General features: G+C 71.5%; 13 protein-coding genes and 1 pseudogene. 6 read left to right on the top strand and 8 right to left on the bottom strand.

Annotation, left to right across the window (positions count from 1 at the left end):
- Positions 1–112: 112 nt before the first annotated feature.
- The 3 genes and pseudogenes from HLK59_RS42195 to HLK59_RS42185 form a co-directional block, all read right to left on the bottom strand.
- Positions 113–952: pseudogene (locus HLK59_RS42195) on the bottom strand (hypothetical protein); the annotation flags it as partial.
- A gap of 10 nt (positions 953–962) precedes the next feature.
- Positions 963–1,799 (bottom strand): collagen-like protein, encoded by an 837-nt coding sequence (locus HLK59_RS42190; RefSeq protein WP_346779941.1) that lies wholly within the window; start codon positions 1,797–1,799, stop codon positions 963–965.
- Positions 1,796–2,068: a hypothetical protein gene (locus tag HLK59_RS42185; RefSeq protein WP_171146965.1), complete on the bottom strand. Its 273-nt coding sequence runs from the start codon at positions 2,066–2,068 to the stop codon at positions 1,796–1,798. The genes HLK59_RS42190 and HLK59_RS42185 overlap by 4 nt, the downstream gene beginning before the upstream one ends.
- Before the next feature lie 257 nt (positions 2,069–2,325).
- Between HLK59_RS42185 and HLK59_RS42180 the strand changes: the two genes are divergently transcribed.
- Positions 2,326–2,853: an isochorismatase family protein gene (locus HLK59_RS42180; RefSeq protein ID WP_171146964.1), complete on the top strand. Its 528-nt coding sequence runs from the start codon at positions 2,326–2,328 to the stop codon at positions 2,851–2,853.
- Positions 2,854–2,957: 104 nt separating this feature from the next.
- On the opposite strand, the gene fdhD is transcribed toward HLK59_RS42180, so the two are convergent.
- The 5 genes from fdhD to HLK59_RS42155 are packed head-to-tail and all read right to left on the bottom strand — an operon-like array spanning position 2,958 to position 9,498.
- The gene (fdhD, locus tag HLK59_RS42175) at positions 2,958–3,806 is read right to left on the bottom strand and encodes a formate dehydrogenase accessory sulfurtransferase FdhD (RefSeq protein ID WP_171146963.1); all 849 of its coding nucleotides are present in this window, start codon (positions 3,804–3,806) and stop codon (positions 2,958–2,960) included.
- A gap of 7 nt (positions 3,807–3,813) precedes the next feature.
- Positions 3,814–4,683 (bottom strand): 2Fe-2S iron-sulfur cluster-binding protein, encoded by an 870-nt coding sequence (locus HLK59_RS42170; protein ID WP_171146962.1) that lies wholly within the window; start codon positions 4,681–4,683, stop codon positions 3,814–3,816.
- Positions 4,680–6,560 (bottom strand): NAD(P)H-dependent oxidoreductase subunit E, encoded by a 1,881-nt coding sequence (locus HLK59_RS42165; RefSeq protein WP_171146966.1) that lies wholly within the window; start codon positions 6,558–6,560, stop codon positions 4,680–4,682. The genes HLK59_RS42170 and HLK59_RS42165 overlap by 4 nt, the downstream gene beginning before the upstream one ends.
- A 5-nt stretch (positions 6,561–6,565) precedes the next feature.
- The gene (locus HLK59_RS42160) at positions 6,566–8,530 is read right to left on the bottom strand and encodes a molybdopterin-dependent oxidoreductase (protein WP_171146961.1); all 1,965 of its coding nucleotides are present in this window, start codon (positions 8,528–8,530) and stop codon (positions 6,566–6,568) included.
- The gene (locus tag HLK59_RS42155; RefSeq protein WP_171146960.1) at positions 8,527–9,498 is read right to left on the bottom strand and encodes a 2-dehydropantoate 2-reductase; all 972 of its coding nucleotides are present in this window, start codon (positions 9,496–9,498) and stop codon (positions 8,527–8,529) included. The genes HLK59_RS42160 and HLK59_RS42155 overlap by 4 nt, the downstream gene beginning before the upstream one ends.
- 279 nt (positions 9,499–9,777) lie before the next feature.
- Between HLK59_RS42155 and HLK59_RS42150 the strand changes: the two genes are divergently transcribed.
- The 5 genes from HLK59_RS42150 to HLK59_RS42130 all read left to right on the top strand — a co-directional run.
- Entirely contained in the window at positions 9,778–11,115 is a 1,338-nt protein-coding gene (locus HLK59_RS42150) for an OFA family MFS transporter (protein ID WP_171146959.1), read from the top strand.
- Positions 11,081–11,218, top strand: a complete 138-nt coding sequence (locus HLK59_RS42145; RefSeq protein ID WP_171146958.1) for a hypothetical protein — start codon at positions 11,081–11,083, stop codon at positions 11,216–11,218. Before HLK59_RS42150 ends, HLK59_RS42145 begins: the two co-directional genes overlap by 35 nt.
- A 149-nt stretch (positions 11,219–11,367) precedes the next feature.
- A complete protein-coding gene (locus tag HLK59_RS42140) occupies positions 11,368–12,315 on the top strand; it encodes a beta-ketoacyl-ACP synthase III (RefSeq protein WP_171146957.1) in 948 nt (315 codons plus the stop codon).
- Between the two features lie 139 nt (positions 12,316–12,454).
- Positions 12,455–13,135: a GntR family transcriptional regulator gene (locus HLK59_RS42135; RefSeq protein WP_171146956.1), complete on the top strand. Its 681-nt coding sequence runs from the start codon at positions 12,455–12,457 to the stop codon at positions 13,133–13,135.
- 216 nt (positions 13,136–13,351) lie between these two features.
- Positions 13,352–13,907 (top strand): ROK family transcriptional regulator (locus tag HLK59_RS42130; protein ID WP_171146955.1); only part of this gene is annotated, 556 nt, incomplete at its 3' end.

Genomic DNA, 13,907 nt, shown 5'->3' with positions numbered 1-13,907 from the left:
TCCGCGGGACCGTGGCCTATGGGGCGCGCCGGCGGACCCGGGGGCAGGGTCGCGCGTCCCCGGGGCGTTTCGTGTCTGGGCCGTGCGGGTGGGCCGGTGGGGGGGCGGGGGCCCACCGGGAGCCGTTCCAGTACCGCCAGGCCGCGGGCTCCCCGAGCCTGCCCTCCGGGACCCGGGCCACGTACGCCGACGAGACCGGCCGGGACGCCGCCTGGCCGTCGTCGCCGCCGAAGACGTACGTCCAGCCGTCCTCCTCGATCAGCGTGGTGCCGAACAGGACACGCCGGGAGGCGTCCGGGACCAGCTGCTGGTCGAACACCTTGGTGATGGACTCCACCCGCAGGTCGGGCAGCGAGAGGGTGGCGACCTCGGTGGCGGTGGGCATCCCGTAGATCCACGGCGCCGCCCCCGCCGTCCGCACCCACAGCAGCACCCGTACGACCTGCTCGTCGGAGCCGGGCGTACGCGGCTCGACCCGCGCCGCGACCGGCCACCGCCACTGGTCGGGTGCCGGGTCGGGGAAGAGCGGGGCCGGCAGCGTGGTCTCCAGGCGGCCGTCGCGCATCAGCACCGCCGAGTTACGGACCAGCGGGGCGGTGGTGTCCCGCCACGCGAAGGACTCGCCTGCCGGATTGGGCGGGGCGTACACCTGGCCCAGATAGGTGTCCGAGAACAGCCACAGCACCCGGCCGTCCGGGAGCCGCACCGAGTGGGTGCCGTCACCGCCGGTCCAGTCGTCGGCGCGGGTGGCGTCGTCGCCGTAGCGGGCGAACTCGCCGGTCAGCCGGTCGTCCGCCGACCACGCGCCGACGGTGTACGGTATACAGTCGCCCGTATCCTGTGGATCGTCGTCCTCGGGCAGAGCCGTGAGCAGCACGGCCCCGAGAACCAGGGTCAGCAACAGGCCGAGCCCCGTTCCCGTCCGCTGTCGTGCTCGTACGTCGTCGGGCACCCACGGGACGTTAGTGGCTCCTGCTCGTCCGGTCCATGGGCAGCCGGAGGACCGTGCCGTCGGCCGGGGCGGCGCCCGTGGCGGGTCGACGCCGTCCCAGGTGAGTCCGTCGGCGGGGTAGCAGGGGGAGGAACGGCAGGACGGCGGCGGGGTCGGGAGCCGGTGCCGGGGCGGCCGCTCCCCTCTTGCGGCAGATCAGGGCGTCCGGGTCGGTGGCGGGGACCTGGAGGGTGTAGCCGTCGGGGCAGGCGGGCCCCGGCGCACCCGGCCGGCCGGGGTCCCCCTTGTCGCCCTTGGGCCCCTGGAGGCCCTCGGAACCCTGGGTGCCCTCGACACCCTCGGGGCCCACGGGTCCGGCGGGACCCTCGGCGCCCGCGGGGCCCGGTTCTCCGGGCTCACCGTGGTCGCCGGGTGAGCCGGACGGGCCGGGGGAGCCCTCCGGACCCGGTGGCCCGGACGGGCCGGGCGCACCGCGCGGCCCGGTCGCGCCGGGTGCGCCGCCCGCCCCGGTGGCCCCGCGGTCGCCCTTCGCGCCGGGCTCGCCGGGCAGCGCCGCGGGCACCCGGATGCGGTCGATCAGGTCGTCCACCGCATCCGAGGGGTCGGGCGCCGCCGGTGTCCCCCCGCCGGCCTCGACCTGAGCACGCAGTTCGCGCACGTCCTGGGCCAGCGTGGACACGGCCTTGCCGCGCCGTTCCGCCTCGGCCTGCATCTCGGCGGCACGACGGTCACCGGCGTCGATGCGGGCCCACAGGATCACGGCGATCCCGCACAGTGCGATCAGTACGCACACCAGGAAGACACCGCGCCAGCGCGGGGCCAGCAGCCGTTCGAAGCGTGCCCTCACGACGTGCCTCCGAGTCGGTGGATGTCGAGCCTGAGCCGCGCGATCTCCGACTGGTCGGCGGTGTGCAGTGAGGTCAACTCGTCGATGCGCGAGTCGCGTTCGGCGACCTGGCGCTCCAGCCGGTCGCGCTCCGTCTGCAGCTTCTCGGTCAGGCTGGAGTAGCCGCTCAGCGCGTTCTCCCCGCGCTTTCCCAGATACGCCACGGCGGCTGCGCCCAGCACGCCCGCGGCGGCCAGTAACGATCCGAGCAGGGTGGTCCCGGCATCCAAGTGACTGCCTCCTACTGGACGACAGGCCGGTTCCGACACGACCCGACCCGTTGAACTCACCCCCATCAACGAGCCACTTGCCGCCGGGGTGTGCCACGGGAGTCGACTACGCCGGACGGGTGGTGACGGAGCGTCAGGGCTGACGTCAGGTACGCGTAATCCAGGGCGTAGGGCGACCCGCGCCGAACGCGAGCGTTTCACGGGCCTGTTGATCCGGATCTCCGGTACGGAGGGCTTCCGGCGGATAGCGTTCCGTCATGACCGCACCCGTCAACCTCGATCCGGCGCGCAGCGCCCTCGTCCTCGTCGATCTGATGGACCGGATCGTCGCGCTGCCCCTGGAGCCCCGCAAGGGCACCGAAGTCCTCGCCGCCTGCGAGGAGTTGGCGACCGCCTTCCGTTCCGCGGGCGCCCCTGTCGTCCTCATCCGCGTCGAGCGCCCCCGGGTCGCCGAACAGCCGCCCGGCAGTGGACTGGTGGCCGGTCTCGCCAGGGATGGCGACGTCGAGATCGTGAAGCGGACGATCGGCGGCTTCCAGGGCACCGGGCTCGACGACCGCCTCCGCGAACTCGGCGTCACCACCCTGGTGTTCGGCGGTATCGCCACCAACCTGGGTGTGGAGTCCACCGCCCGCGCCGCCGGTGACCTCGGCTACGGCCTCGTCTTCGTCGAGGACGCCATGGCCGCGTTCACGGCGGCCGAGCACGAGGCGTCGGTGCGGCTGGACTTTCCGCGGCTGGGGTCGGTGGTGCGGGCGGCGGAGCTGACCTTCGGTCGGAGCTGACCTTCGGTCGGAGCTGACCTTCGGTCGGGTCGGGGCTGGCCTTCGACCGGAGCTGGATGCCGGTCGGGTCCGGCCTTCGGTCGTGGCCGAGCCCCGGGGTCCGGTCAGCCCTGGGTGGCCGTGGTCCGCAGGGTGATGCGGTCCTCTCCCGCGTACACGTTCATCGACGAGCCGCGCAGGAAGCCGACGAGGGTGAGGCCGGTCTCGACGGCGAGGTCGACGGCGAGGGACGAGGGCGCGGAGACGGCGGCCAGGACGGGGATACCGGCCATGACCGCCTTCTGGGCGAGTTCGAAGGAGGCCCGGCCGGAGACGAGCAGGACGACGCGGGACAGCGGCAGGTCGTCGTTCTGGAGGGCACGGCCGACCAGCTTGTCGACGGCGTTGTGCCGGCCGACGTCCTCGCGTATGTCGAGGAGTTCGCCGTCCTCGGTGAAGAGGGCGGCGGCGTGCAGACCCCCGGTCCGGTCGAAGACCCTTTGAGCCGCGCGCAACCGGTCGGGGAGGCTCGCGAGCAGTTCGGGTTCGAGACGGACCGGGGGAGTGTCGGAGATGGGCCAGCGGGCCGTCGTACGGACCGCGTCGAGACTCGCCTTGCCGCACAGGCCGCAGGACGAGGTGGTGTAGACGTTGCGCTCAAGGGTGATGTCCGGGATGACCACATCGGGCGAGGTCCGCACGTCCACCACGTTGTAGCTGTTCGAACCGTCCACGGTCGCCCCGGCGCAGTAGACGATGTTCTGCAGATCGGATCCGGTCGCCAGCACACCCTCGCTGACCAGGAAACCGGCCGCGAGGGCGAAGTCGTCGCCCGGTGTGCGCATGGTGATCGCGAGCGGCTTGCCGTTCAGCCGGATCTCCAGCGGTTCCTCGGCGACCAGGGTGTCCGGGCGGGACGAGACCGCCCCGTCCCGTATGCGTATCACCTTGCGTCGTTCCGTGACTCGTCCCATGTCCTGATCAGCCCCGGTTCTGTACGTGCTGGTGGCCGAAACGGCCCTTGATGCAGAGGTTGCCCCGGCTCACCGGGTCGTCGTGCGGCGCGGTGACCTTCACGATGCCATTGTCCTGCACGTGCAGAGTGAGGCCGCAGCCTACCCCGCAGTACCCGCAGACCGTGGTAGTCCTGGTCTGTGCTGATTCGTCCCAGGTGCCCGCCGCGCGTCGGTCGAACTCCGACCTGGACGACAAGGCTCCCGTCGGGCAGACGTCGAGACAGTTTCCGCAGTACACGCACGCCGAGTCGGTGAGCGGGGCGTCGTGCTCCACGGTGACGCGGGCGTCCCATCCGCGCCCGGAGACGGTGATGGCGAACGTGTGCTGCCCCTGGTCGCCGCAGGCGTCCACACACCGGCGGCACAGGACGCACTTGCCGCGGTCGCGCACCAACAGGTCGTCGTCGACCCTCGGCTCCGCCGGTTCCGCGTCGAGCCGGGCCGCGTGCGGGCCGAAACGGTCCGGATCCGCCTCGTACTCCTCGATCCATCCGGCGCTGCCCGGAGTCGTCGACAGGTCGGCCGAGGAGGCGAGCAGTTCCAGGACGGTCCGGCGGCTGTGCCGTACGCGCTCGGTGGCCGTCCGCACCTCCATGCCGGGCTCGGCCCGGCGGGAGCAGGCCGGGACGAGAGCGGGCGAGCCCTCGACCTCGACGACGCAGAGGCGGCAGGTGCTGCGCGGGGCGGGGCCGGCGCCGTGGCAGAGGGCCGGGACGTCCGTGCCCGCCGCCCGGCAGGCGTCGAGGATCGTCGTGCCCTCGGGAACCCGGGTCTCCGCTCCGTCGAGGGTGAAGGCGAGCATCCGGCGCGGAATCCCCAGCGCTGTCACGGTCACCCGTACACCCCCAGCCGGTCGACGGCCGACTCCACGGCGTTCCCCGCGGACCGCCCGACACCGCACAGCGAGGCGTCCCGCATCGCCCGGCCGACATCCCTGAGCAGGGCGAGATCGTCGGCCCCGGCGGGGCCGGCCCGCTCCGTGATCCGGCGCAGCACCTCTTCCTGCCGCACGGTCCCGATCCGGCAGGGCACGCAGTTCCCGCACGATTCGGCGCGGAAGAACTCCGCGACGCGCAGCACCAGCCGAGGCAGCGGCACGGTGTCGTCGAAGGCCATGACGACACCGGAGCCGAGTGCGGTACCGGTCTCCCGGGAGCCTTCGAAGGGGAGCGGGACGTCGCGGTCGTCCGGGCGTACGAAGCCGCCGGACGCCCCGCCGAGAAGCACCGCGCGCAGTCGCCCGCGCACACCGGCCAGGGCGAGGAGCTCGCCCAGCGCGGCGCCGAACGGCAGCTCGTACACTCCGGGGCGGTCCACGCTGCCTGACACGCAGAACAGCTTCGTGCCGGTGCCGGTGCCGGTGCCGGTGCCGGTGCCGGTGACGGTGGAGGTGGCGGTGGCGGTGGTGGTGGCGCGGCCCGTGCCCGCGGATGTGTACGCCGTTGTTCCCCCGGTCAGGGCGGGCAGTACGTTGATCAGCGTCTCGGCGTCCGCCACGACCGTCGGTGCGCCGAACAGACCCTGCTCCGCCGGGTCGGGCGGTGTGGAGCGCGGCTCGGGCCGGTACCCCTCGATGGCGTGGAACAGGGCGGTGTCGTCGCCGCAGACGTAGGCGCCCGCGCCTCGCCGGATCTCGATGTCGAAGGCATGGCCCCGGCCGAGGATGTCGTCGCCGAGCAGACCACGGGCGCGTACACGGTCGACAGCACATTGCATACGGTGTATCGCCCGCGGGTACGCGTCGCGCAGGCAGAGGTATCCCGTCCGCGCACCGATCGCATACGCCGCGATCGTCATCGCCTCCACCAGCGCGTACGGATCCCCCTCCATGACCACCCGGCTCCTGAAGGCGCCCGGCCCGGATTCGTCGGCGTTGCACACCAGATGGTGCGGGCGGCCGGGCCGCGACGCCACGGCCGACCACGTGCGGCCGGTGGGGAAGGCGGCGCCGCGCCCGGCCGGGCCGGAGTCGGCGATCTCGCGGAGGACTCCGGCGGGGCCGAGTTCGTATGCCCGGCGCAGAGCGGCGTAGCCGCCGTGGGCGCGGTAGTCGTCCAGCGAGGACGGGTCGACCACGCCGACGCGTCGCAGCAGGGTCAGCGACGCGTCCCCGGCCTGGGGCACCGCCTGCGCGGCGGGTGGTTCCTCGGGCGCCGAGTCGGGGGAGACCGCGGCGAGCACGGCCGCGGGCACGGTCGCCGGCGCCGACACCGCCGTACGCACCGGATCGCCCGCCCTGACCACGAGCGCCGCCGGAGCCCGCTCGCACAGACCGAGACAGGCACCGCGCTCGACGCCGACCGCGCTGTCCGGGCCCAGCCGCGCCTCGATCCCGGCACACAGCTCAGCCGATCCGGCCGCCGCGCAGGCCAGGTCCGTGCACACCCGGAGCACGGTCGCGGGCCGGGGCCGCACCGAGAAGCGGTCGTAGAAGGTGGCGACGCCGTACGCCTGCGCCGGCGGGATGGTCAGCCGTCGGCACAGGTAGGTGAGCGCGCCCTCGCTGATCCAGCCGACGCGGTCGTTCAGCGCGTGCAACCCGGGCAGCAGCAGATCGCGGCGGGCCGGGGCCGTCCGCCCGCCGCGGGACCACCGCAGGTCCGCCTCGGAGCGTTCGCCGCCCTCCCAGAAGGAGGCGGGAGGCCCCAACAGCTCGTCGACGGCCGCGCGTTCGTCGTCCGTCGGCTCGCCGGTGCCGAGGTGCAGGTCCACTCGCGTCACCCCACGTACGTCACGACGGGCAGCTTGTCGATCCGGACGGCCGTCGCCTTGAACTCCGCCGTCCCCGCGATCGGGCAGGCGGCCGCCCTGGTCGTCGGCCGGTCGGTGTCCGCCAGGTGTGGGGCGGTGTCCGCCTCGTGTCGGTCGGGGGCTGCCTCGTCCGGGAGGTGCAGTGTCATGAAGGCGAGCCCCGGCCGCAGGGCGGTGTCGATCCACACCGGGGCGAGGAGTGATCCGCGCCGCGAGGAGATCCGCACCTTCTCGCCGACCACGACCCCGTAGCGCTCGGCGTCCTCCGGACACAGCTCGACGAACTCGCCACGCCTGCGAGCCGAGGCGAAACTCCCGCCCCGCACAACGGCGTTGGAGGCGTCGAGCCGCCGTCCCGTCGTCAGCCGGATCGGGTAGTGCTCGTCCGTGAGGTCGACCGGGGGATCGTGCCGCACGATCCCGAACGGCGCGAGTCTGCCCCGCTCGGCCGGATCCGTCTCCCACAACCTCCCGTGCAGACAAGGCGGTTCGATCCAGCCGGTGTCGGGACACGGCCACTGGATGCCGTGGTGCTCCTCCAGGCGCTCGTACGTCATCCCGTGGTGGTCCGGGGACAGCGACCGCACCTCGTTCCAGACTGCCTCGGCGTCGGCGTACCGCCACTCGTGACCGAGACGCCGCGCCAGCTCGCACAGGACGCCGACGTCGTCACGGGCCTCACCGGGCGGGTCCACCGCCTTGTGCACCCGCTGAACTCGGCGCTCACCGTTGGTGGTTGTGCCCTCGCTCTCCACCCTGCCCGCGGGTGAGGGCAGTACCACGTCGGCCAGTTCCGCGGTGTCGGTGAGGAAGCCGTCCTGCACGACCAGGAAGTCGAGCGCTCTCAGCCGTCGCACGGTCCGCGCGCTGTCCGGCTGAGACCGGGCCGGGTCCTCGCCCAGGCAGTAGAGGGCCCGCAGGGTGCCGGACTCCATCTCCTCGAACATCTCCGCCAGACCCAGTCCGTAGTGCGGCGGGACGACGGCGCCCCAGGCCGCCCCGAACCTCAGCCGGGCGCCCCGGTCGAGGATGTCCCGGAAGCCGGGAAGCCGATGGGGGACGGCACCCATGTCGATGCCGCCCTGCACGTTGTCCTGGCCGGAGAGGGGCTGCAAGCCGGAGCCGCGGCGGCCTACGTGACCGGTCAGCAGGGACAGGTTGATCAGGGCGCGGACGTTGTCGGTGCCGTTGTGGTGCCCGGTGATCCCCAGGCTCCAGCACAGCTGGGCCCGGTCGGCGCGGGCGTACGCGTGCGCCAACTCCCTTATGGCGGAGGCCGGTACGCCCGTCACCTTCTGCGCGAGAGACAGCGTCCACGGTTCGACGAGTGCCCGGTACTCCTCGAAGCCGCTTGTCGCGCGCTCGATGAAGGCCTCGTTGGCGAGGCCCGCGTGGATGATCTCCCGGCCGATCGCGTGCGCCAGCGGAATGTCGGCACCCACGTTGAGACCGAGCCAGCCGTCCGCCCACTGAGCGGTGGACGTCCGCCGCGGATCGACCGCGTACATCCTCGCGTCGCCGCGGATCCCCTTCAGAACATGCTGGAAGAAGACCGGGTGCGACCGGCGGGCGTCGGAGCCCCACATCACGATGACGTCGGTGTGCGCGATCTCCTCGTACGAGGAGGTGCCACCACCCGAACCGAACACGGCCGACAGTCCCGCGACGCTCGGGGCGTGGCCGGCGCGGTCGCAGGAATCGACGTTGTTGGTGCCCATGACGGCCCGGGCGAACTTCTGCGCCACGTAGTGCGTCTCGTTGGTCGCCCTGGCGCCGGAGAGCAGGCCGAACGCGTCCCGGTTGCGCCGCAGACCCCGGGCTGCTCGGTCCAGTGCCTCCTCCCAACTCGCCCTGTGCAAGGGCGCGTTGCGCTCGTCCCTGACGAGCGGGTGGGTGAGGCGCGGGTACGTGTTCGCCCGGTGTTCCGTCATGCGGCGGTCCGGTGGGCGAGGAGGTCGCTGATGGCGTGGACGGTGTGGAGGGTGGGGACGTCGGTGTGGGTGATGTGGGCGAGTTCGATGACGGCGGTGAGGAGGACGTCGAGTTCGAGGGGTTTGCCGGCTTCGAGGTCTTGGAGGGTGGAGGTGCGGTGGTCGCCGACGCGTTCGGCGCCGGCGAGGCGGCGTTCGATGGAGATGCCGATGTCGCAGCCCAGAGCTTGGGCGACGGTGAGGGTTTCGCGCATCATGGTTTCGATGACTTGGCGGGTGCCGCCGTGGTGGCACATCTGGCGCATGGTGGCGCGGGCGAGGGCGCTGATGGGGTTGAAGCTGATGTTGCCGAGCAGTTTGAGCCAGATGTCGTTGCGCAGGTCCTTCTCGACGGGGCATTTGAGGCCGCCGGCCTGCATGGCGTCGCTGAAGGTCTGGCAGCGGGGGGAGATGGTGCGGTCGGGTTCGCCGATGGAGAAGCGGGTGCCTTCCAGGTGTCGCACCACACCCGGGCCCTCCAGTTCGGTGGCGGCGTAGACCACGCAGCCGATGGCGCGCTGGGGGGCGAGGACCGCACTGACCGCCCCTCCCGGGTCCACGCTCTCGATGCGTTGTCCGTCGTGGGGTCCGCCGTGTCGGTGGAAGTACCACCAGGGGATGCCGTTCTGGGCGGCGATGACCGCAGTGGTCTCGTGGAGCAGGGGGTCGATGAGCGGCCCGCACGCCGCGTAGGAGTTGGCTTTGAGGCCGAGGAGGACGTAGTCGACGGGGCCGATCTCGTTGGGGTTGTCGGTGGCGTGGACGTGGGCGGTGAAGTCGCCGCGGGGGCTGTGGACTTGTACGCCGTGCTGCCTCATGGCCGCGAGGTGCGGTCCACGGGCGATGAGGTGGACGTCGGCGCCTGCGTGGTGCAGGGCGGCGCCGACGTAGGCGCCGATGGCTCCGGCGCCGAGGACTGCGACTTTCACTGGGTGGCGCTCCGTTCGGTCGAGGGTGTACCGCGGAGTGGGATGCACGATGTCGAATGCCGTCGACTCCATATTGTCTACAGTATGGTCAAGCGGGTAGACAAGGCTTTGTGCAGCGGAGGGTGGCGACGGGACAGCTGAGGGTGGCGACCGGGCGGCGGCGGGCCGAGGGGGAAAACCGGCCGGTCCGACCGTTCGGCGCGTGCTGCATACCGTTCATCGCATACGTTCGACGCGCCGCCTTCTCAACTCCCCCGGTACTCCCTACCGTCCGGGATCATGAGTCCCCCTGTCGCCCCCACCGGCTGGAGCCGCTGGCTCGTCCCCCCAGCCGCGCTCTCGGTCCATCTCTCCATCGGTCAGGCCTATGCCTGGTCCGTGTTCAAGCCACCCCTGGAGTCCGCGCTCGACCTCAGCGGTACGCAGAGCGCGCTGCCCTTCCAGCTGGGCATCGTGATGCTCGGGCTGTCGGCCGCGTTCGGCGGCACGCTCGTGGAACGCAACGGACCGCGCTGGGCGATGACCGTCGCCCTGATCTGCTTCTCCTCCGGGTTCCTGATATCCGCGCTCGGCGCGTACACCGAGCAGTACTGGCTGATCGTCTTCGGCTACGGCTTCGTCGGCGGCATAGGCCTCGGCATCGGCTACATATCGCCCGTGTCGACCCTGATCAAGTGGTTCCCGGACCGGCCGGGCATGGCCACCGGTATCGCCATCATGGGCTTCGGCGGCGGCGCGCTGATCGCCTCTCCCTGGTCGGCGCAGATGCTGGAGTCGTTCGGCTCCGACAGCTCCGGGATCGCGGCGGCGTTCCTCGTGCACGGACTGTCGTACGCGGTCTTCATGACCCTCGGTGTGCTGCTCGTCCGGGTGCCGCGCACGGAGAAGCCCGTGGGTGAGAGCGGGCCGAGCATTGCCGCGGGACCGCAGGTCTCCGCCCGCAGTGCCGTGCGGACCCCGCAGTTCTGGTGCCTGTGGGTGGTGCTCTGCATGAACGTGACCGCGGGCATAGGCATCCTGGAAAAGGCCGCCCCGATGATCACGGACTTCTTCAAGAACACCTCGACGCCGGTGTCGGTGTCGGCCGCGGCCGGATTCGTCGCGCTGCTGTCGGCGGCCAACATGGCGGGCCGTATCGGCTGGTCGTCCACCTCGGACCTGATCGGCCGCAAGAACATCTACCGCCTCTACCTGGGCGCGGGCGCGCTGATGTATCTGCTCATCGCGCTCGTCGGCGACTCGTCCAAGCCGGTGTTCATCCTGTGCGCCCTGGTGATCCTCTCCTTCTACGGCGGCGGCTTCGCCACGATCCCCGCCTATCTGAAGGACCTCTTCGGGACCTACCAGGTCGGCGCGATCCACGGCCGGCTCCTCACCGCCTGGTCCACGGCCGGTGTCCTCGGACCGCTGATCGTGAACTGGATCGCCGACCGGCAGGAGGAGGCCGGCAAGGACGGCTCCTCCCTCTACACCCTGTCCCTCTTCATCATGATCGGGCTGCTCGCGATCGGCTTCGTCGCCAACGAGCTGGTCCGGCCCGTCCACGCCCGTCACCACATCCCCGCGCCGAGGGAGGCCGCCGATGTCGCAGCACGACAGCAGTCAGAGTCCGCCTGACCGGCGCCCGCTGATCGCCTTCGCCTGGCTGTGGGTGGGCACACCGCTCGCCTACGGCCTCTACGAACTCGTACAGAAGGCGACGCAGCTGTTCACCAAGTGAGCGTTCGAGAAGTGTTCGGGCGTCCGAAGGGCTGACGGAAGCCGACAAGCTCGGCGCCGGTTTCCTGTCGCCTTACCTGACGTCGTACCCGCGAGTCACTGATCAGACTGGAGGATCCCGCTACCCAAGGCAACGAGGGGGACCCTCCAATGAACGGCTCGCGCATCGCCGCCGTCGGCCACTACCAGCCCGCCAAGGTGCTCACCAACGAGGACCTGGCGGGCTTGGTCGACACCAGTGACGAGTGGATCAGGAGCCGGGTGGGCATCCGCACACGCCACATCGCGGGGCCGGACGAGCCCGTCGACGAGCTCGCCTCGCACGCCGCCGCCAAGGCGCTCGCCGCGGCCGGTCTCACGCCCGGCGACATCGATCTGGTCCTGGTCGCCACCTCCACCGCCGTGAACCGCTCCCCGAACATGGCCGCCCGGGTCGCCGCCAGGCTCGGCATCCCCTCGCCGGCCGCGATGGACGTCAACGTGGTGTGCGCGGGCTTCACCCACGCGCTGGCCACCGCCGACCACACCATCCGGGCGGGCGCCGCGACCCGGGCGCTGGTCATCGGCGCCGACAAGATGTCCGACGTGGCCGACTGGACCGACCGCACGACCTGTGTGCTCGTCGGCGACGGGGCGGGGGCTGCCGTCGTGGAGGCCTGTGGTCCGGGTGACGAGGCCGGTATCGGGCCCGTGCTGTGGGGTTCGGTGCCCGAGATGGGGAACGCGGTGCGCATCGAGGGGCAGCCCGCGCGGTTCGCGCAGGAGGGGCAGAGTGTGTACCGCTGGGCGACCACCCAGCTGCCGCCCCTCGCCCGCAAGGCCTGCGAGCGGGCGGGGCTCACGCCCGAGGAGCTCGCCGGGCTCGTCCTGCACCAGGCCAACCTGCGGATCATCGAGCCGCTCGCCGAGCGGATCGGCGCCGTCAACGCCGTCGTCGCACGGGATGTCGCCGAATCGGGTAACACCTCCGCGGCCAGCATCCCGCTCGCCTTCTCCAAGCTCGTCGAGCAGGGCGCCCTCTCCACCGGGGACCCGGTGCTGCTCTTCGGGTTCGGCGGGAACCTCTCGTACGCGGGGCAGGTCGTCCGCTGCCCGTGACCTGCCGGTACGGCGGGGTGTGACGCGGTCGACTCCGTGACGGACTGGCTACGGTGCGCCGTAGGCTGTAGACGAAAGACAATTCATGCCGACTTTCGGACTGCAGTCGTCTCGCGCTGCCCAGGAGGGGGACCGACCGATGTTGTCGACGCCAGGACTGCCGCAGGGTGCGGTGCCCAAACTGGAACGCCCCGGCCCGTTGCGCGACCGTGTCTACGAGGCGCTGCTGGAGCTCATCACCACCCGTGCGCTCCAGCCCGGCCAGCACCTGGTCGAGAGCGAGCTCGCCGGTCATCTCGGTGTCTCGCGCCAGCCCGTGCGCGAGGCGCTCCAGCGGTTGAACACCGAGGGGTGGGTCGATCTGCGGCCCGCCCAGGGCGCGTTCGTGCATGAGCCAACCGAGGAGGAGGCGGACCAACTCCTCACCGTCCGCACGCTGTTGGAGGCCGAGGCCGCCCGGCTCGCCGCGGCCAACGCGTCCAAGGCCGGCATCGAGGCCCTGCGCGACATCCAGGAGCAGGGCATGCGGGCCGTCGCCGCGGACGACGTGGACGCCGCGGTCCTGCTCAACGCCCGCTTCCACGCGAAGGTCATGGAACTGGCCGGCAATGCCGTCCTCGCCGAACTGGCCGCGCAGGTCGACCGGCGCGTCCGCTGGTACTACGCGCCGATCGCCCGGCAGCGCGGACAGCAGTCCTGGGTCGAACACCGGGAGCTGATCCACGCGATCGTGGACCGCGACGAGACGCTCGCCACGCAGCTCATGCGCGAACACACGGAGCACACGCGGCGCTCCTACCACGCCCGCGCCAAGTCCTGAGGTCTGCCGCCCCCTTGAGTCCGCGCGTCCACATCCCGCTGAGCTGACGCGTTCGACGATCCGCGCCGCTCGACACTCCTCTTTGTCCTGCGAGTGGAGAAAGTCGTCATCAATTCGTGCACAGATTCTTCCCAGGTTGGGCAGCCACTGCTACGTTCCCCTCGAAAGCACGACGGCAGGCGGCCCGACAGAGGCGGGGAGGGGCTCGTGAGACGAATGACGGCACGACCCGCGAATTCTCATCAGGCCCGGCTGCTCAAGCTGTTGCGTGACGGGGGTCCCAACTCCCGTGCACAGCTCGGCGACCAGGTCGACCTGTCACGGTCCAAGCTGGCCGTGGAGGTGGACCGGCTGCTGGAGACGGGCCTGATCGTGGCCGACGGACTCGCCGCCTCGCGCGGTGGCCGCCGTTCCCACAACATCCGGCTCGCCCCCAATCTGCGATTCCTCGGTGTGGACATCGGCGCGACCTCGATCGATGTCGCTGTCACCAACGCCGAGTTGGAGATCCTGGGGCATCTCAACCAGCCCATGGACGTCCGGGAGGGTCCGGTCGCGGTCTTCGAGCAAGTGCTGTCGATGGCGGCGAAGTTGAAGGCGACGGGGTTGGCGGAGGGGTTCGACGGGGCCGGTATCGGTGTCCCCGGGCCGGTGCGTTTCCCCGAGGGTGTTCCGGTGGCTCCGCCGATCATGCCGGGCTGGGACGGTTTCCCGGTCCGGGAGGCGCTCAGTCAGGAGCTGGGCTGTCCGGTCATGGTCGACAACGACGTGA

Source organism: Streptomyces sp. S3(2020) (assembly GCF_013044505.1).
In the GTDB taxonomy this organism is placed as follows: Bacteria; Actinomycetota; Actinomycetes; order Streptomycetales; family Streptomycetaceae; genus Streptomyces.
Note: the sequence above shows the minus strand (reverse complement) of the source record. Positions and strands in the feature narration are given on the sequence as shown.